This is a genomic window from Brumimicrobium glaciale, from assembly GCF_004152935.1.
Taxonomy (GTDB): Bacteria; Bacteroidota; Bacteroidia; order Flavobacteriales_D; family Crocinitomicaceae; genus Brumimicrobium; species Brumimicrobium glaciale.
In genome coordinates this window covers 780,122-798,000 of sequence record NZ_SETE01000002.1, presented here as the reverse complement: position 1 = coordinate 798,000, position 17,879 = coordinate 780,122, and the positions used below count along the sequence as shown (strand labels likewise).

The following is a 17,879-nucleotide window of genomic DNA, read 5'->3' as shown; positions in this document are numbered from 1 at the left end:
AAATACGCTTTAAACCTTAATTCTTCACTACAAATCTTTTTATAGAATATCCTTTATCATCTGAATACCTTAAAAAATATACTCCATTCTCAAAGTTTTCAATATTTATTGAGTTTCCTACAAAGTTGGTATTGTCATAAATAAGTTGACCTTGGTAGTTTGTAATTTGAATGGCTTTATTAAAACTAACTTTTTCTATTTCTATAAAAAGTTCATTTTTAGCAGGATTAGGAAAAATAGAAATAAAATTGTCATTTTGATATTCATCCAAATCTTCTACGTAGTCATAAAATTGGAAGTTGTCAAACATTAACCCATCTCTATTGGTTTCAACTCCATCACTGATAAATGTAAATCGGTACAACACAGTATCGCCATACGTGATGTTGAATATTGGGCCTAAGGCTTGAATATTCACTTTGAAAGTTTCCCATCCGTTGGAGTTTCCTGTAAAGGTTGGTGTGTACCCATTCCAATAAATTGATGATGCATAAGCACCGGTATCATCTAATAAATTAACCCAGGTAATTCCATTGTCCGGTGAAAACTCAAAGTTTCCATAGTCAGTCAAAGTATCTGAATCTACAAAGTATTTAGCAGATATTGATACAGTATGTGGCCATTCAAAACCCATTCCGACGGCAACATTTGTGATGACAAAAACAGATGTGTCATTAATAGGATATGTATTTAGAGTGTCTGTTACAATTGCGTTTGGCGCAGAAAAAGCGTCTGTAAAAAGTGTTTTTTGTGGATGACCAATTTGCCAAATATTATTAGGATTAGAAATGGTGTCAATATTTAGTGTTGAAGGTCCAAAATCATTCTCAAAATTAATATCGTAATTGGATTCTTCCCATTGTGCAATTATTTGCGTTGAAATTATAAATAGCGAAATGAATAATGTAAAAATTTTCATAGTCTCGTAGTTTACTTTTATGTAATGGTCTCATAAAGAATAACTAAATCAATAGTGCTCATTCTTAATCATCTAACTAAGTTACTTATAATTTGGGATGTACCAAAGTGTTTTGCTTTTTTGCAGCGTCATTTGTGCGTTAAAAAAATATTTTTCACCATTGATTGAATTTTAAGAATCACAATTACACTGTAATTATCTTAAACACGAATTCGAATCTACCGCAAGTTGCCGGTAAAGTTCCATTGTTCAACACTCTCTCTTTTCAACTTATTCACTCTCCTCAATATCTATCTCTTCATCAGATGAGTTGATTGAAGCATAAATGATGAAAAGAAAAGCGGTTTTGTGGTAGAATGCTTTGAAATTAGGTTCAACACGAATGAATTCATTGTCTCTAATTTGAAGCTTTCCATCGGCTGTCCAAACCAACTTTGTTGAAGAATCTATTTCTATAGCATCGTTTTTATCTATTTTTCCAATGGTTTGATGAGTTTTAGAATAAACAACACCCTCAGCATTTTTATATGCAAGTGTGTCGTTTTTAAGATCAGTCAAAACTCCGTCATTTCTTAAGAAACCAACTTTTTCTCCAGTAACAATTACTGCACCGCTTCTTTTCACTTTCATGATTTTAGTCTCCTCTTGTGAGTAAACTTTAAAAGCTACTTTGTCTTTTTGAGTCGAAGTTGCACATGAAGAACCAATTATTAGAAGTAAGGTAAAGGGAAATATAAATTTTGCTTTCATAGTTTTTCTTGAAAAGTATTGGTGTGCTCTAATTTATAATAAATGTAAAACAAATTAATTTAATAAAACAAATCGTTTATATTCATTCAGGAATCTCAGCGCTTTAGTGACCAAGTGCATCGATCGATTCAATAGCTTCCTTCTCTCTTGCTTATGCTTTGACACCTGTTCAAGGAATACACAATACATAATTCTTTTATTCCTGATTTTTTAATTATCTCATTTAATTCTTAACTTCAAGATTATATTTATAACTTTTCATTTTAACTTTTTAATTCTTCATCCGATTCCTATCGGATTTTCATTTTAATACAAAAAATCATGAGCTCCATAAAAACAAAAACCCAAAACGAAAATTACGAGATAGAAATTAAATCAGCATCTGGACACACCATAACTGCTGATGAACCCAAAGAATTGGGAGGTCAAAATAAGGGAATGTCTCCAAATGAATTAATCATGGCAGCTTTGGCAGCTTGTACTTCAGCAACATTAAAAATGTACGCCCAAAGAAAAGAATGGGATTTGAAAGAAGTGCATACGGAAATTAAATTCATTAGCGGAGATAAAAAAGGAGACTTACCAACAATTCACCGCGACATTAAATTAGAAGGCGATTTAGACAGAGAACAAAAAGAACGTTTAATGACAATCGCCAACAAATGTCCAATTCATAAATTACTAGCTGGAGAAGTGGAGATTAATTCTTCGTTAATGTAAAAGTTTCTTAAACCTAATCCACGAGTTTAATACTTGAAGCAGCTTGTTTTAGCATTAAAAATTAACCATTGATATTTGACCATTAATTGATTATGTTTAGCTAAAATAATAACGAATTAATTAAATAGAAAATGACTTCAATAGAATCCCAAACAAAAAAATCAAACTACGAAATTGAAATAAAGTCTGGATCTGGACATACTGTACTCGCAGACGAACCTATAGCATCAGGTGGGAAAAATAAGGGCATGGCACCAGACGAATTTCTTATCGCTGGATTGGCAGCATGTATTTCAGCAACCTTGGAAATGTATGCGCAAAGAAAAGAGTGGGATTTACAAGTTGTGCATACTTCGATAAAATTTATTGATGGAGAGAAGTCAAACGATATTCCATCAATTCAAACCGATATTAGACTTGAAGGGAATTTAGACGAAGATCAGAAGAAAAGATTAATGGTCATTGCGGGAAAATGTCCAATTCATAAAATGCTTACAACAGGTATGGAAATAAATGCTTCGCTGACGTAAAAACGTTAATAATTAATAATTTACCATTAATCATTACAACTGTAACATTAGTCACCCTTATTCTAGAACAGTTCCCCTATCTTTGAATTGTGAATCAAAAAAAGAGAGAAAATAATTATTTACTGTATTTTCAAGTATTGGCTTTCGGGCTGATACTTGTTTTCTCGCCTTGTTCTGTGCGAAATTCTATACAGGATTCTCTCAGCTTGAGTCAAACTGGAGTTACCAATAAGAGCAAAACCACAAATAACTTTGAGGAGCTTTGTTCGACATTAATTGTAGATGCTACTGGAGATCATCCAGACGAAATCAGCAATACAACTCCTGAATTCCCTTCATTTGGAACAGCACAAGTTCACAACTCACGAATAAATTGGGAAATTGAACAAGATTTATCTTTACGTCAATACCAATCTCCTTCTACAGTAAAAGACAAAACCCCTTTATATCTTTTACATCAACAATTTAAAGTCTACCTGCAAGCAGTTTAATTATTGCGAAATTCACTTCGCATGAATATAGGTCTGAAGAACCTTTCCGAATTATTAACCAGATTTGGATTATCCCTTCAAAGAAAAACAATACATTAATAGAGCTTATATTAAAGCTCAACATAATTTGAAATAACTCAATTGAATATTGAAGTGTTTCAAATTTTAATAAAAAAACAATTAGAATGAAAAAGATATTTTCGATCCTAATTGCAGGTGGTTTTTTAACTGCTTGTGGATCATCAACAAATGAAACAATGGAAGCAAAAGTTGTTCCTGACAATAGTGGAGATACGATTACAATTCTTCAAACAGCAGATATACATGGTCAGATGGAAGTTCATGACGAACTTTTCTGGGAAAACGAAGAAATTACTTTCAGACGTTTAGGTGGAATGGCGAATATGAAAACGCTATTTGATACAGAGCGAAATAAAAACCCTGAGGGAACAATTATTTTGGACGGTGGAGATCTAATTCAAGGTGGAGCGGTTGCCGCACTTTCTGAAGGACGTGCTTTCTCGAATGTTGTAAAAGCGATGAATTATGACTTTTTAATTCCTGGTAACTGGGAAGTAGTTTATGGAAAAGAGAAAATGATTAGCGTTTTAAAAGCTTACGATACTCCTGTTATTGCAGCGAATATGTATGACGATGAAACGAATGAATATATTTTCCCTCCGTACTTTATCAAAGATGTTAAAGGAGTAAAAATCGGATTCATTTCATACAACGATCCAGATATTCCAGTTCGCCAAAATCCATCTTTCAGTAAAGGAATTCGCTTTGATCAAGTGCATGAAAACTTAGCCGCTTTGGTAAATGAATTAAAAGACGATAAAAAAGTAGATGTCCTGTTCTTGGTAACGCACATCGGAATTTCAAAGCAATTTGATTTGTCGAACGATCCAACGTTGAGCAAAGTAGATTATATTTTAGGAAATGATACACACGAAAGAATTCGTGAACCATTACAAGGGGAGTTCTCTAAAGTTACTGAACCTGGAGCTTTTGCTTCATTTGTAGGAAAACTTCAATTGGTAGTTAAAGATGGTAAAATCACTTATGAAGGGTATGAATTGATGGAAGTAGATCCTGAAATTTATGCACCTGACGAAAAAGTAGCTGCAGTAATTAAAGAAGAAACAGCTCCTTATAAAGAGAATATTAGTCGTATTTTAGGATACACTTCAACTCCTATGTACAGATATTTTGTAGTGGAAAACCCAATGGATAACTTCATTACAGATGCTGCAAGATGGAAAACTGGAGCTGATATTTCAATTTCTAACGGATTCCGTTTCAGTCCACCATTAGTGCCAGGAAAAGACGGGAAAGCAGCAATTACTTACGAATACTTGTGGAATATGCTTCCTGTAAATGAATACATCAAAACAGGGAAAGCATCAGGTCAACAAATTCATGATTGGATGGAACAAGAAATTCACAACGTATTTGCTAAGGATCCAAAAGAGAAATTTGGTGGATGGTTAGTTCGTTTCTCTGGAATGACTTTAAAATTCGATTCAAGTAAAGAAAAAGGAGAGCGTGTAATTGAAATCAAAGTAGGTGAAGAGCTTTTAGATTTGAAGAGAATTTACACAGTTTCTGCATGTCGTCGAGAAGGAGAACCTGATCACATGTTATGTAGGATGCCGAATTTAACGGATACTGAAGTGAAAGAATTTACAGCTCACGAAGTATTGGAAGAGTACCTTAAGGAAAAAGGAACAATTTCACCAGTTAGAGATGGACGTGCGCAGGCAGTAGATTTAGGAGATAATGTATTGTCTCAATTGCCAGGTACAGATTATCATTTCCACTAGGCAATTTGCAATTGATAATTAACATCCGATAGCTATCGGATTGATAATTAGAAAACATGGATCAAAAAACAACAACATTCGAAGTAAAAAAGTCTTCGGTAGTTATTTTGCGAATGATGTTAAGTGGAATCTTTATTGTTGCGAGTTTGAACCATTTATTTAATGTGGAGAAAACCGTTTCAAGAATAGAGCAAGCCAATTTTGGAGCGATCGGTGAACTTCTGGGTTCGCCAGAGGTTGCCGTTATCGCCTCGGGAATAGTAATGCTGATTGCAGGATTAGCGCTTTTAGTTGGCTTTAAAACCAAATGGTCAGCCATATTGCTTATCTTGGTTTTGATTCCAATAACTTTAACCATTCAAGTTGGACAAGTTCAATCTATGGAACCTTTGTTTAAAAACATCGGACTCGCTGGTGGATTATTGTTCTTCGCTATGAATGACATTCAATTCCGAAAAAAATCGGAATCAACTTTAAATAAATAGAATTATGAAAAATATAATAACAATACTTACCCTCGCTTTTGCATTTACTTTTGTGCAAACAGCAGTTGCTCAAAACTTGGACAACATAGATACAAACAAGAAAAACTATATTGTTTTAACCAAAAAAGTTGGTCAACTTAAACCAATAGTTCTAGCCGCGGAAGAAATGAAAAAAGAAGACGGGGCAGATTATGGGGTTTTCCATGTTGTGTTTTGTGGAAAAAGCATAGGCGATTTAACAGACAAAAAGAAAATGGAATCACACTTAGAACGATTAAATAAGAGCGGCGTAAAGCTTATCGCATGTGGATTCTCATTAAAGAAATTTGGTGTAAATCCAAAAGACCTTCCAGCTGGAATCGACATAGTTGACAATGGAATTGCGTATAGTCTGAAATTAAAGAAAAAAGGTTTTTACGGAATGGAATTGTAGAAGTTAGAAAGTTTAAAATTGAATCCAGTTTCTCTTAAAGATAGTAATCACTGTTTTCCTGAGGAGCTGGATTTTCTATTTTTGGGGCTGCCCTAGATTTTCTTTTTCTTTAAAAGAAAATCTAGGTCGGGTCATCCGCTATATCTTTTTTTTCAAAAAAGGATGCCGCTGCTACCCCTCAGCCGAAACGAAGCTAACGTTCTAACCCGTAAGCGACCAATATATGTTTTACGCTACCGAGAGCTTGTAACTCGTGAGCGTAAAAATTATCAATTATCAATTATGAATTGTCAATTGACATTTCATTTCTTATTTTTGAACCTCCACATCATTCAAACCAATGGATTCAAAGAAAAAAGTACTTGTTATCGCGTATTACTGGCCGCCAAGCGGTGGAGCAGGAGTGCAACGTTGGTTGAAACTAACAAAATACTTAGCCAAACTTGGACACGAAGTACATGTTTTATCTGTTGATCCAGAAAAAGCGAGCTATTTTAATTTGGACGAAAGCTTGAAAGAAGACATTCATCCAAATGTAAAAGTTCATTTATCAGATTCTTTTGAACCTATAAATATGTACAGCCGACTAGTTGGAAAAAAGAATGTTCCAACAGCTGGTTATTCGAATGTCGATGATCAACATTGGAAGCAAAAACTCGTAAGCGGAATTCGAAGTAACGTATTTATTCCAGATCCGCGAATTGGTTGGAAAAACTTTGCTTACAAAAAAGCAATGGAGATCATTCAAAATGAAAACATTCAGAATGTAATCACAACTTCTCCTCCACATTCAACGCAATTAATTGGACTGAAACTAAAAAGGAAATTAAAAGATAAAATAAAATGGATTGTCGATTTTAGAGATCCTTGGACAGATATTTATTATTATAATCTACTTCAACATTCTAAAATTTCGCACAACATAAATCTTAAATTGGAGAGACAAGTTGTTGAAGAATCTGATCGAATTATAACTGTTGGAGAAGGTTTTAAAGAATCATTCTTATCCAAAACAAATAAAGTCACACCAGATAAATTTGAAATAATCTCCAATGCTTTTGATCCAGATGATTTTAAAATGAAAGATGAGGTTCATCCAGATAAAGATGTTTTCTTGGCTTCCTACATCGGAACAGTTTCAGATAAATACGAACCTGATGTGTTTTTTGAAGCACTTGGCCAACTCGCTAAAGACTTTCCAGATGCACCAATTCAATTTAAAGCAACTGGAGTTGTATCAGAAAGATTACAAGAATTAATTACTTCACATCTCGGCGATAAAGCATCATTCCATGCGCCAGTTCCTCACGAGCAGGCAGTACATGCGATGTTGAAATCACGTGTGCTTTTATTAATCACACCAGGAATAGAAGGTACTATCCCAGGGAAAACATTTGAGTATTTAGCATCAGGTCGACGAATCGTCAGCATTGGAAAAGGAGACAGTGCAAAAGCAATCATAAAATGTAATGCTGGAGCAGCATTCGAACGCTCAGAAAAAGAAGCTGTTTACGCATATTTAAAATCTGCGTTGATGGATTATCAAAACAATATTCCCTTCGAAACAGATTACGACGAACTCAAAAAAATGTCTTGGAATTACAAAGCAGCTCAGGTTGCTGAACTGCTTCGATAAGTTTGCGGCTAAATAAATATTTAGCCGTTTGTGGCGTTAAAACCTATTTCTTAAAACAATTTCTGAAAACCACCGCTCAACAAAGAAATATTCAACCTTGCCGTCTGATATTCTATCTGGGACTGCAATAATCTTCCTTCTGCTTGAATCGCGCTGTATTGAATTTCTCTTAATTCCAAAGGCGTAATACTTCCCGCAACTAAAGCTGTTTGAGAAATCTCAATAATCGATTCTGTCTGAGAAATATTCCTTTGTTCAAATATTAACTTTTCCTCAGCAAATTGCATTACTTGATAATAATTTCTCAAGTCTGCCAACGCATTAATTGAGTCGTTTTGTAAAACCAATTGGGAGCGTTCTTCATTCAATCGGCTATTTCTCAATTCTGTTGCTCGTGATAAGTGATTCAAAATACTCCACTTTGCGGTGATTCCAATACTCGGTCCATGACTTCTATTTGATGCCAAGAAACCAACTTCATTCACAGAGTTCCCGTAATCATAAGCTGCATAAAAACTCAACTGAGGATAAAATCTACTTTGTGCTTCTTTCGTTGATAATTTAGAAATAGCAATGTTCGATTTTGCTTGCATGATGGATGTGTTTTGCTCCATGAATTGTCCAGCAATTGCCTCCCATTCTTGCTTTTCTTCTCTTGCACTTAAATTTCCTTCTACGATGATGTCGTCCGTTACAGAAAGTTGTAAAATCTTACTTAAATCAGCTTTTACTTGTGCTTGAGATTGTTGATTCGCAATATATGCTGCACTATCAGCTGTTAAATCCAATTCTGCTTGCATTAACTGAATTCTATTTGCTGCTCCACTATTGAATCGATTTTGAGTATAATTTTTACGCATTTTTGATAATTCAATTGCGCCAGTGTACACTTCTTCCATTTCTTGTAAGGAAAGTAAAGTGTAGTAATTTACAACCGCTTCATAAATTTTCATTTCCATTGAAGCACGCAAATTTAACTCGCTGTAACGTTCCAATTCATCTAATTTTTCGTCAGTAGCAAACATCTTGAATCCATCAAAGAAGGTCCAATTCAGCATCGCACCAGCACTAAAAGCCCTGTTATTTGCGTTTGTCGCTTCATTGATGTCTCCACTAATAAATTCTTGTCGTGCGGTGCTAACAGTGAAATCTTGAGTTGCTTGAAGATCAATTGTTGGAAGATATCCAGCTGCTCCGATGTTGTTTTCGTTCTTTGCTATTTCAGTATCGATTTTTGCAATCTGAATCCCAAAGTTTTGTGTCAATACACGATTAACTACTTGTTCTAAACCGAGCTTTTCTTGCGCGATTGTCAATGAACTAAGTAATAATAAACTACTTAAAATTAGTGCTCTCATGATTCTATTGCTTTAGTTTCAGTTGTTTCTGAAGATGCTACTGATTCCTTCTGTTTTGCAGAAATATAAATGTAAAGACCTGGAATGATATAAAGCGTCAATACCAAAGAGAAAGTTAATCCTCCGATGATCGCTAATCCCATTGGAACACGGCTTGTTGCTGCGTCACCCAAAGCCAATGCAATTGGTAGCGCTCCTAAAATCGTTGCCAATGATGTCATCAAAATCGGTCTAAAACGTTCTGATGCAGCATCAATAATTGCAGATTTTAGTGTCAAACCAGCCTTCTTCCGCTGATTCGCAAACTCTACAATCAAGATCCCGTTTTTGGTTACTAAACCGACCAGAACTATAATTCCAATCTGACTAAAAATGTTCAATGTTTGATCAAATAACCAAAGAGTAAGAACTGCTCCAGCCAATGCCAAAGGAACGGTTAACATAATGGTGAATGGATCTCTAAAACTTTCGAACTGCGCTGATAATACTAAGTAAACAAGTATTAAGGCCAATCCAAATGCGAAGATTAAACTTCCTCCACTTTCCATAAACTCTTTCGATGTTCCAGAAAGTGATGTGGTAAATGAAGCGTCCAATAATTCTTCAGCGATTTTATCCATTTCCGTAATTCCATCGCCAATGGTCATACCTGGAACTGGCGCTGCAGAAACTGTTGCAGAAACATATCTGTTGTATCGGAACAATTGTGGTGGACTTGATTCGTCCTTAATATCCACTAAATTGCTCAATGGAATTAACTGTCCACTTTTACTACGTACATTAATTTCCTGTAAATCACTCGGCTCATTTCTGAATTCCTTGTGTGCTTGACCAATTACTTCATATTGTTTTCCGTCCTTTATGAAATATCCATAACGCTGACCAGAGAAATACAATTGCATTGTTTGAGCAATATCTAAAACAGTAACCCCAACAGTACTCGCTTTTTCACGGTTAATTGTAACCTGTAATTCTGGTTTGTTGAATTTCAAGTTAACGTCTACCATTTGGAAAACCGGACTTTGACGTGCTTTGTCCATAAAGTCAGGAAGAATTTCTTCTAACTTCTCTAATGTTGGCGCTTGAAGAACATATTGAACCGGAAGTCCAGACATTCTACCACCACCAATTGTTTGCTCTTGAACCACGAAAGTTCTAGCAAAATTAAAGTCTTTTAGTTTACCACTAATTTCGTTGGCTAAATCATTTTGACTCTTTTCACGTTCACCTTTTGGTACTAAATTCAAACGAACAAAACCACCGTTTGTAGAAACTGAAGATCCAAATCCTGGAGCGGTTACTGAAAGAATATCTTTTCTTTCTGGAAGCGTATCCACTAAAGCAATCAACTCTTTCTGAAATTCATCCATTCTTTCAAATGAAGTTCCCTCAGGCGCTGTACTCATAATCATTAATCGGCCTTTGTCTTCCATTGGTGCCAATTCAGATTGTAACTGACTTCCAAAGACGAAAATTGACGCAATGATTATTGCCATATAAATTAACGCTTGCCAAGGTCTTCTCATAAATGCAATCAAAGAACGCTTGTAACCTCTCGTTAATCCATCAAAAAATCTTTCAGACCTTAAGAATATTTTACTTTTATTCTCTGTCTTTTTCAACATTCTAGACGACATCATTGGTGTTAATGTCAAAGAAACGAATGAAGAAATAATTACTGAACCAGCGACGACGACCCCAAACTCTCTAAATAAACGACCCGTTAATCCATCCAAGAAGATGACCGGCATAAATACGGCTGTTAATGTAATGGTTGTTGCTAGAATTGCGAAAATTATCTCGTTTGATCCTTCAATAGCGGCTTGCTTAGGCTTCATGCCTTTCTCAATCTTGGAATAGATGTTTTCCATCACAACAATAGCATCATCGACGACCAGTCCTGTGGTTAAAACGATTGCTAAAAGTGTTAAGATATTGATTGAGAATCCCATCAAATACATGATGAAGAATGTACCAACTAATGAAATTGGAATAGCAATAATTGGAACCAATGTTGTTCTCCAGTTTCTTAAAAAGAGGAATACAACCAAAACAACCAATAAGAAAGAAATGATTACCGTTTCTTTTACTTCGTCAATAGATTTACGAATATTCTCCGTCGTATCCATTGCTACACCTAAATGAATATCATCTGGTAAATCGGCACTGATCTCGTTGATTTTCTCGTAAATCTTATCCACGATTTCAATATAATTGGCTCCCGGTTGTGGTTGAATAGCAATACCAATCATGGGTACACCTGCATTTCCACGTAAAAGTGTTCTTTCGTTTTGTGGACGCATTTCTGCAGATCCGATATCTTTAAATCGAACAAGTTCACCGTTTTCTTCACGTATTATAAGGTCATTGAATTCCTCAGCTGTTGATAATCGACCAAATGTACGAATGGTCATTTCTACATTATCTCCTTCAATTCTACCAGATGGCAATTCGATGTTTTCGCGCAGTAAAGCAGTTCTCACTTCTGTTGCTGTGATGTTTTTTGCCGTCATTTTGTTTGGCTCCAACATCAATTTCATAGAATATTTCTTCTCTCCCCAAAGGTAAATTCTACTAATTCCAGTAATGGTTTGTAAACGCTCTTTGAAAAGATTGGTTCCGATATCTGTTAATTCCAACAAACTTCTACTGTCCGATTGAACTGATAAAGTGAAAATTGTTTCCGCATCAGCATCCGATTTCGCTACGATGGGAGGATCTGCATCATCTGGTAAATTTCTAATTGCTCCAGAAACTTTATCTCGAATATCATTGGCAGCATTATCTAAATCTAAATCCAAGTTAAATTCGACAGTAATTGTACTACGGCCATCGCTACTCACGGAAGTCATGGTACGAATTCCTTGAACTTGATTCACCGCTTCTTCAAGTGGTTCAGTAATTTGAGATTCAATAATATCGGCATTCGCACCGGGATAGTTGGTGGTTACCGTAATAATTGGTGGATCTACAGAAGGGAACTCGCGCACTCCTAAAGATGAAAATCCGATTGCACCGAAAATGATAATAACAATGGACATCACCATTGCCAGTACCGGACGGTTTATACTTAACGTTGAAATACTCATTTAATTTCGTTTTTCGCTTTGATTGACATACCTACTCTCATTCCTAAAAGTCCTGTTAAAACAATGGTATCATTCTGTTTTACTTCGCCAAAGATTTGAACTTTATCACTAGAACGGTTTCCAATATTCACTTTTCGTTGAACAGCTTTTCCATTCTCAAAAGCCCAAACAATTTGTCCGTCAATTACAGAAACAATTGCAGAAGTTGGGACACTAATACTGTTCGGTATTTCACCTAAGTTATAGTCTACATTTACGAATCCTCCAGCAACAATGTTTTTTCCGTTGTTGACTTTTGCTCTAACGTTTAACATTTGTGTGTTCTCATTAATAATCGGACTCGTTGCATAAACTGTTGCACTAACTGGAGTCGGATTTAAAGAATCTGATGGCGGGCGTAAAGTTACTTTTTGACCTTTTTCAACTTTATGAGCATAACGCTGTGCAATTGAGAAATCTACCTTTAATTGATTTGTTTGCGCTAAAACAGTGATTAAATCATTGGTTGTTATAAATGCTCCTTTACTTATTCCTCTCAATCCAACTGTTCCTTCAAAAGGAGCTGTGATTCTTCCTTTTCCAATTTGAACGTCCAAAGATTGAATTTGTGCTTTTAAAGAATTTGTGCGAGATTCAGATTGTTCCAAAGCTTCTTGCGTTCCTGCTTCACTTTCTAAAAGTGTTTTTTTACGCGTTTCATCTTTTTTTGCCAATTCTAAATCAACATTCAGCTTGTTTCTTTCTGCTTGAAGAATATCTGTATCAACTGTAACTAAAAGTTGACCTTTTTTAACTAGATTTCCCTCTTCAAAGTGAATTTTCTTCACTCTTCCGTTAACTTCACTGTAAAGACTTACCTGTTCAAAAGGCATAGTTTTCCCAGGAACTGTAATGATTTCCTCAAAAGACTCAAGTTTAGTCACGAAGTAATCAACATTGATGTAGTCGATTTGTCTATCGGTATTTTTTAATCCAGGTTCTTCGCCACATGAAAAGACTAGGAATAGGGGAAGTGAAAAGATAAGCGCTTTTATTTTCATTTTCTATTTATTTAAACTTTTTTAAATTCTTGTAATCCAATAAAATTCTCTCACAATTAATTGGTTCAACCTTATTTGATAAACTGGTTAACTCAGAAAGAAATACCTCTTTGTTTTCTGGATTAACGTACGCTATAAATTCTTGGTCAGTCTCTTTTATTGCTTTTTCAACTGCCGAAACGTATTTTTTTCCTGTTTCAGTAACATGCAATAGGAACGATCTTTTATCATTTGGATGTTGTATCCGTTCAATAAATTTATTGTCGGTCAAATGTTTTAAAATACGCACCACCAATACTTTGTCAGTATGTAAAATTTCCGCTAATCTTTTGGAAGTGATTTCCCCGTCATTTTCAGAAATTACCCAAAAAGCATAATAATATCTGTCTATCGGTAAAGAACTAAGTTTATCACTATAGACACTAATGTATTTTTTCGTTAAAAGTGCAAACAAACTTCCTATTGGAGTTATCTGCTTCTGAATTTTGGTCATTGTTTTGACTTTATTTTAAAAGTTTACAAAGTTAACCATTAAACAGACTGAATTGAGTATTGTTTAGATAAGTTCTAAATTAAATGTTAAAATTTTGACATGAAAGGGAGCTGACAGAAAAGTGAGATTTAGTTTTAATATTTCTCCTAACTTTACCACAAAATTCAAACAAAATGAAGCATTTATTTTCTATTGTATTAGTTATCCTTTCTCTTGCAATTTCATTTGAGGGAAAAGCTTGGGGAATGTTAGGTCACCGTGTAATCGGAGAAGTGGCAAGTAAGCATTTGAATGAGGCAACAAAGCATAAAATTCAAAGTGTTTTGGGAAATCAAACTTTGGCTGAAGTGAGTAATTGGATGGATGATATTAAATCGGATAAAAAATATGATTCTTTAAAACCTTGGCATTATGTTACAATTCCAAACGGGATGAAATACAGCGAAACAAATGTCAATCCAAAAGGAGATGCGATTTCAGGAATAAATTTTGTAATTGAGCAACTCAAAAAAGAAGGATTAGATCCACAACTAGAAAAGGAATATTTAATGATTCTGATTCATTTAGTAGGAGATATTCACCAACCGTTGCATGTTGGAAACGGAAATGATAAAGGAGGAAATGATGTTAAAATGTCTTGGTTTGGCGGAAGTTCAAATCTCCATAAAATCTGGGATAGTGAAATTATCGATGGTAAAAAATACAGTTATACTGAACTAACTGATATTATAAATCATCCCACACATGAAGAATTGGTAAACTGGCAATCAGATAGCGTTGATGATTGGGCACATCAGTGTATGCCTTTCCGTGACGGAATTTATGAATACGAAAGTGGCTACGCTTGGGAATACAAATACCAATATGCACACTGGGGAACAATGAAAAATCAACTCCTTAAAGGTGGCGTAAGATTAGCGGGAGTCCTGAACGATATTTATGGAAATCTCTAATTATTAATGTTAAATGGTTAATTATTAATGGTTAACGCGTTAGGGGTTTTGTAATTATTAATGTTAAATTATTAATTATTAACGTGTTAGGGTTTTTGTAAATGCGTAACGCCATGATTTTGTAAAACCAAATGTGACTGGATTACGAAATTCCCATCTCAGAAATCTCGTGCATTGAAAATCTAATACCCAATATAAAAATTCTAGTATTTGTTTAATGAAAAAGATATAAGCCAATTGAAAAGCCCTTTTTTTGCGTTAACAATGAACCATTTTATTCCACGTTTTTCAACCCAAATTCACCTGCGCCTTATAGTCTTAATCAAAAACCAATAACCAATCGAAAAACCTCTTTTTGCGTTAATAATTAAACATTTATAATTAATCATTAATTAACCATTATCATTCCAACCTTCCCAACTGGTATTCAATATTCATAAATGCTTTTTGTGATTTCATTAATAAATCTACAAATTTCACTTGCGTGTTGATGTAACTCCATTCTCTCGAATTAACCAAGAATAATGAACTTTCTCCTGCTTCAAATTTTTGTTGTTCAGCTTGTAATAATCGGTTTGTGCTCTTCACAATAGTTGAATAACCGCTCAATTGTTCTTGTGTCGTTTCCCAAATATTCAATGCGGCATTCACATTTAAACCTATAGTTCTCACCATTTGGTCATTGGCGTATTGCTGTTCCATAATATGTATATTCGTTTTTTGAAGCTGACCTCTTTCTTTTCTTAGGAAAATTGGCATTTTAAATGAAACTCCCCAATTGTAATTGTTCATAGAATAACCTTGAACTATATCTCCATTTAAAGGTTCATTTATGGCATTGTATTTTAGATCGAATTTTGGTTTTAATCTCTCCAAGTCCAGTTTTCTTTGAATATTTAATTGGTCTAAATACAATTCGTTTTTTGCCATTTTAGGATGATTACTCAACAAAGAATCCAAGTGTTTTCTCATTAAGTTAACGTCAAGTGAAGAATCAAAATCATCAGTTTGTGGAGGTGAAACATTTACAGATAACTCCAACGGAATACCATCTTGATTCCAAAGAAAAACTTCCAATTGTGCATTCGCATTGCGATAATCCAAAACTGCATCTTGTAAAGAAATTGTTCGGTTTTGATATTCAATATAAGCTTCAAGTGTATCAATGGCTGGACTTTCGCCAATCATTGCTGCTCTAGTAATTGCTCTGTATCTTGTTAATGCAAGTGCTTTTCCTTCTTGATAAATTGTATATTTTCGAGCGGCTCCAACCCATTCCCAATACGCTGAAATAGCATCTTTAAATAAATCATTCAACAAGATTTGCTGCTCAGCTTTTGTTATTTCTTGATAAACTTGTGCTTTTCTTAAATCTGCTCTTCGTTGATCTATAAATAAATCCTGTCCTATTGGAATCGATATCCCGGCATAAACCAATCCGTTGGCTGGTGTTCCTCTTTGTGGATTTACGAAATTTCCATCCGATTGTTCATATCCAGCATCAATCTCAATTCCAAACCAAGTGGGTATTTTCATTCCAGCATTTAATAAATCGTAATACTGTTTGTCATCAAAATATTTTTGGTAAAGATCTCCATAAACATAAGGATCGAAAGCTCCACGATTGGCTTTCAAATTTTGTTCTCCGTATTCAATTCTAAGATTAGCTTGTTTTCCCAAAGGATGAAATGCTCTTACGATATTAAGAAAGTCAGAAAGTCCCAAAACTCGGGATGAATCTTGTGCAGCTGACCATTGAAAGCTGAGAGAAGCTAAAACGATAAGTAGAATTAACTTTTTCATTATTGATCTTTTACCTTTTTCTGATTAGCTCCGTTGGTGTAATAATCTGGTGGAAAACCATTGAATTGACGCCATAATTCATACCAAATAGGAACATCCGAAAGCAGAATCATGCTGTTGGCTCCTCCACCAATACTTAGTACTGGAGGCCATTCTTCATTCGTTGTATCTGGTTCTACCAATATTCTAAATGTACCATTCGGTTGAGCAAATCGATCAATTGCATAAACTGTTCCTCCAAATGTTCCAGAACTTTTGTTGGGCCAGCCAGAAAACACAATTGCAGGCCATCCATCAAATTGAATTCTTACTTGTTGTCCTTTTTTGATTAATGGAATATCAATTGGTTCAACATACATTTCAACTGCTAAAGGCGCATTGGAAGGCATGATACTCACAATTTGGTCACTTTCTTTGATCAATTCTCCAATTCCTGTTGAAATCGATTGTGTAATATAACCGTCTTGTGGAGCGGTAACATAATAGAATCCTTGACGTATTTTATAATTCGCCAATTTGTTCTCCAAATTTCGCACTTCTTTTAATGCACTCATTTGATTCGATTCTGTACTGAATTTCTCTGAATTAATCTTCGCAATACTCATATTGTTATCATTGCGAATAGAGTTTAATTCAATCTTTGCATTGAACACATCGTTGCGAGAAACAAGTAAATCATTTTCTGCGCCTATTTTTTCAGCAACAGTCTTTTGATATTTTAATTTTCTATTTTCAAAATCAGTTTGAGATTTTAGTCCATCGTTCAACAAAGTTTCAAAACGACCCAATTGATTTTTAGCAATTTCTTCATTCATCTTTGAAGCTTCAAACTTTATACTGTCACTTTGTACTTTAAGATGAGCTTGCTTAAGCTTGTTTTTTGCTTGTTCTAACTTCAGCTTTAAAATTTCTCGTAGATTTCCAACTTGGTCGTCCAAGGTTTTTACTTTGTCTGAATAGGCTTCAACCGACTTTTCTGATGCTTCTACTTGGTCTGATGTTCGCTCTAATAATTGAGGGTCAAAATACTCAGCTTTAATCTCTGAAATCTTGATAATCGTATCTCCTTTTTTTACGAAATCTCCTTCTTGGACAAACCATTGATCAATTCTTCCTGGAATTATAGAATACAACATTTGTGGTCGAGAAGATGGAGAAAGTGCCGTCACATTTCCACTTCCGCGAATGTTTTGCGTCCAAGGAACAAAAAGAAATATAGTAAAAATGATCAACGCAACTGAAAGGATTCTAGGCAGAACTCTATTGGCTACTCTTCCCTCAACTGTGAGGAGTGCACTAAATCTCTTATTGTGTATTTTTTGAGTGATGGACTCTTTAGATAAGTTCAGCATA

At 34.8% G+C, this 17,879-nt stretch carries 16 protein-coding genes; 8 read left to right on the top strand and 8 right to left on the bottom strand.

The window, feature by feature from the left end:
• Positions 1 to 16 precede the first annotated feature (16 nt).
• Both ERX46_RS07065 and ERX46_RS07060 read right to left on the bottom strand, forming a co-directional pair.
• A complete protein-coding gene (locus ERX46_RS07065; protein WP_130093138.1) occupies positions 17 to 919 on the bottom strand; it encodes a T9SS type A sorting domain-containing protein in 903 nt (300 codons plus the stop codon).
• Positions 920 to 1,189: 270 nt separating this feature from the next.
• Positions 1,190 to 1,669, bottom strand: a complete 480-nt coding sequence (locus ERX46_RS07060; protein ID WP_130093137.1) for a hypothetical protein — start codon at positions 1,667 to 1,669, stop codon at positions 1,190 to 1,192.
• Positions 1,670 to 1,990: 321 nt separating this feature from the next.
• Here ERX46_RS07060 and ERX46_RS07055 point away from each other — a divergent pair, with 321 nt between their 5' ends.
• The 7 genes from ERX46_RS07055 (at position 1,991) to ERX46_RS07025 (ending at position 7,790) form a co-directional block, all read left to right on the top strand.
• Positions 1,991 to 2,389: an OsmC family protein gene (locus ERX46_RS07055; RefSeq protein ID WP_130093136.1), complete on the top strand. Its 399-nt coding sequence runs from the start codon at positions 1,991 to 1,993 to the stop codon at positions 2,387 to 2,389.
• 131 nt (positions 2,390 to 2,520) lie between these two features.
• Entirely contained in the window at positions 2,521 to 2,919 is a 399-nt protein-coding gene (locus ERX46_RS07050) for an OsmC family protein (protein ID WP_130093135.1), read from the top strand.
• Between the two features lie 89 nt (positions 2,920 to 3,008).
• Positions 3,009 to 3,410 (top strand): hypothetical protein, encoded by a 402-nt coding sequence (locus tag ERX46_RS07045; RefSeq protein ID WP_130093134.1) that lies wholly within the window; start codon positions 3,009 to 3,011, stop codon positions 3,408 to 3,410.
• A 185-nt stretch (positions 3,411 to 3,595) separates the two neighbouring features.
• A complete protein-coding gene (locus tag ERX46_RS07040) occupies positions 3,596 to 5,236 on the top strand; it encodes a bifunctional metallophosphatase/5'-nucleotidase (protein WP_130093133.1) in 1,641 nt (546 codons plus the stop codon).
• A 56-nt stretch (positions 5,237 to 5,292) separates the two neighbouring features.
• On the top strand, positions 5,293 to 5,721 hold the full coding sequence (locus ERX46_RS07035) for a DoxX family protein (protein ID WP_242494544.1): 429 nt from the start codon (positions 5,293 to 5,295) through the stop codon (positions 5,719 to 5,721).
• A gap of 4 nt (positions 5,722 to 5,725) precedes the next feature.
• Positions 5,726 to 6,154, top strand: coding sequence for a DsrE family protein (locus ERX46_RS07030; RefSeq protein WP_130093132.1), 429 nt, complete (start codon positions 5,726 to 5,728; stop codon positions 6,152 to 6,154).
• Positions 6,155 to 6,494: 340 nt separating this feature from the next.
• Positions 6,495 to 7,790: a glycosyltransferase gene (locus tag ERX46_RS07025; protein WP_130093131.1), complete on the top strand. Its 1,296-nt coding sequence runs from the start codon at positions 6,495 to 6,497 to the stop codon at positions 7,788 to 7,790.
• 50 nt (positions 7,791 to 7,840) lie between these two features.
• Here the strand turns inward: ERX46_RS07025 and ERX46_RS07020 are convergent, their stop codons facing one another.
• The 4 genes from ERX46_RS07020 to ERX46_RS07005 are packed head-to-tail and all read right to left on the bottom strand — an operon-like array spanning position 7,841 to position 13,770.
• Positions 7,841 to 9,148 (bottom strand): TolC family protein, encoded by a 1,308-nt coding sequence (locus tag ERX46_RS07020; protein WP_130093130.1) that lies wholly within the window; start codon positions 9,146 to 9,148, stop codon positions 7,841 to 7,843.
• Positions 9,145 to 12,237, bottom strand: a complete 3,093-nt coding sequence (locus tag ERX46_RS07015; protein WP_130093129.1) for an efflux RND transporter permease subunit — start codon at positions 12,235 to 12,237, stop codon at positions 9,145 to 9,147. Before ERX46_RS07015 ends, ERX46_RS07020 begins: the two co-directional genes overlap by 4 nt.
• Complete coding sequence (locus tag ERX46_RS07010; RefSeq protein WP_130093128.1) at positions 12,234 to 13,277, bottom strand: efflux RND transporter periplasmic adaptor subunit; 1,044 nt, start codon at positions 13,275 to 13,277, stop codon at positions 12,234 to 12,236. The genes ERX46_RS07015 and ERX46_RS07010 overlap by 4 nt, the downstream gene beginning before the upstream one ends.
• Before the next feature lie 7 nt (positions 13,278 to 13,284).
• Positions 13,285 to 13,770 (bottom strand): MarR family winged helix-turn-helix transcriptional regulator, encoded by a 486-nt coding sequence (locus tag ERX46_RS07005; protein WP_130093127.1) that lies wholly within the window; start codon positions 13,768 to 13,770, stop codon positions 13,285 to 13,287.
• Between the two features lie 173 nt (positions 13,771 to 13,943).
• Here ERX46_RS07005 and ERX46_RS07000 point away from each other — a divergent pair, with 173 nt between their 5' ends.
• Complete coding sequence (locus ERX46_RS07000; protein WP_130093126.1) at positions 13,944 to 14,723, top strand: S1/P1 nuclease; 780 nt, start codon at positions 13,944 to 13,946, stop codon at positions 14,721 to 14,723.
• Between the two features lie 402 nt (positions 14,724 to 15,125).
• On the opposite strand, the gene ERX46_RS06995 is transcribed toward ERX46_RS07000, so the two are convergent.
• Both ERX46_RS06995 and ERX46_RS06990 read right to left on the bottom strand, forming a co-directional pair.
• Complete coding sequence (locus ERX46_RS06995; protein WP_130093125.1) at positions 15,126 to 16,526, bottom strand: TolC family protein; 1,401 nt, start codon at positions 16,524 to 16,526, stop codon at positions 15,126 to 15,128.
• A complete protein-coding gene (locus ERX46_RS06990) occupies positions 16,526 to 17,878 on the bottom strand; it encodes an HlyD family secretion protein (RefSeq protein WP_130093124.1) in 1,353 nt (450 codons plus the stop codon). The genes ERX46_RS06995 and ERX46_RS06990 overlap by 1 nt, the downstream gene beginning before the upstream one ends.
• Position 17,879 lies beyond the last annotated feature (1 nt).

Bases quoted from the DNA above. Each gene is read 5' to 3' on its own strand.
- ERX46_RS07065 (WP_130093138.1), bottom strand. From the start codon at position 919: ATGAAAATTTTTACATTATTCATTTCGCTATTTATAATTTCAACGCAA.
- ERX46_RS07060 (WP_130093137.1), bottom strand. From the start codon at position 1,669: ATGAAAGCAAAATTTATATTTCCCTTTACCTTACTTCTAATAATTGGT.
- ERX46_RS07055 (WP_130093136.1), top strand. From the start codon at position 1,991: ATGAGCTCCATAAAAACAAAAACCCAAAACGAAAATTACGAGATAGAA.
- ERX46_RS07050 (WP_130093135.1), top strand. From the start codon at position 2,521: ATGACTTCAATAGAATCCCAAACAAAAAAATCAAACTACGAAATTGAA.
- ERX46_RS07040 (WP_130093133.1), top strand. From the start codon at position 3,596: ATGAAAAAGATATTTTCGATCCTAATTGCAGGTGGTTTTTTAACTGCT.
- ERX46_RS07035 (WP_242494544.1), top strand. From the start codon at position 5,293: ATGGATCAAAAAACAACAACATTCGAAGTAAAAAAGTCTTCGGTAGTT.
- ERX46_RS07030 (WP_130093132.1), top strand. From the start codon at position 5,726: ATGAAAAATATAATAACAATACTTACCCTCGCTTTTGCATTTACTTTT.
- ERX46_RS07025 (WP_130093131.1), top strand. From the start codon at position 6,495: ATGGATTCAAAGAAAAAAGTACTTGTTATCGCGTATTACTGGCCGCCA.
- ERX46_RS07020 (WP_130093130.1), bottom strand. From the start codon at position 9,148: ATGAGAGCACTAATTTTAAGTAGTTTATTATTACTTAGTTCATTGACA.
- ERX46_RS07015 (WP_130093129.1), bottom strand. From the start codon at position 12,237: ATGAGTATTTCAACGTTAAGTATAAACCGTCCGGTACTGGCAATGGTG.
- ERX46_RS07010 (WP_130093128.1), bottom strand. From the start codon at position 13,277: ATGAAAATAAAAGCGCTTATCTTTTCACTTCCCCTATTCCTAGTCTTT.
- ERX46_RS07005 (WP_130093127.1), bottom strand. From the start codon at position 13,770: ATGACCAAAATTCAGAAGCAGATAACTCCAATAGGAAGTTTGTTTGCA.
- ERX46_RS07000 (WP_130093126.1), top strand. From the start codon at position 13,944: ATGAAGCATTTATTTTCTATTGTATTAGTTATCCTTTCTCTTGCAATT.
- ERX46_RS06995 (WP_130093125.1), bottom strand. From the start codon at position 16,526: ATGAAAAAGTTAATTCTACTTATCGTTTTAGCTTCTCTCAGCTTTCAA.
- ERX46_RS06990 (WP_130093124.1), bottom strand. From the start codon at position 17,878: ATGCTGAACTTATCTAAAGAGTCCATCACTCAAAAAATACACAATAAG.